Raw genomic sequence first — 536 nt, 5'->3', positions numbered from 1 at the left:
ATAAAGAGGTACTGGCGGACATGATTGATTTCATCAGAAAGAGAAATCAAATCCTTTCCTTGATTGAGCGCCAAGCGGAAATAGGTTGCCAAAGACTTGGTCACCTGAACCACTCGCTGACTATCCTGAAACTCAGCCATCCAGATGATAGTGTCCAAAGTATTATAGAGGAAATGGGGGTTAATCTGGCTTGACAAGGCTTGAAGTTCATACTGCCGGGTCGCTTCTTCCTGCCTGCGCACATCTGCCATCAGCTGATCAATCTGATCCAACATGGCATTAAACTGGCGAGTCACTTCTCTCAGTTCATAGGCGCCAGCTTCCTTAGCACGCAGATTTTGTGTACCAGAAGCAATTTTCAGCATGGTTTTTCTCAGGTCCTTCAAAGGAGCAATCCAGCGTTTAAGACTGAACCACACCAAGCAGATACAGGCAAGAAGAGATAAAGCACTAGCAACAAGAAAGGTCCACATGAGTTGGCTCCGAACCTGGTCTAACTTCTCCAACGAAGACACGCCTATAACCGTCCAATCAGT

Annotated in this window: 1 protein-coding gene; it reads right to left on the bottom strand. The window is 46.3% G+C overall.

From position 1 onward, the window contains the following. Nucleotides 1-536, bottom strand: a 536-nt coding sequence (locus GMD1S_RS08900) for a sensor histidine kinase (RefSeq protein WP_000316068.1), incomplete at both ends; no start/stop codon positions are given.

Origin of the sequence: Streptococcus sp. GMD1S (assembly GCF_000296875.1) — a bacterium.
Classification (GTDB): Bacteria; Bacillota; Bacilli; order Lactobacillales; family Streptococcaceae; genus Streptococcus.
This window is presented reverse-complemented; position numbering and strand designations above follow the sequence as displayed.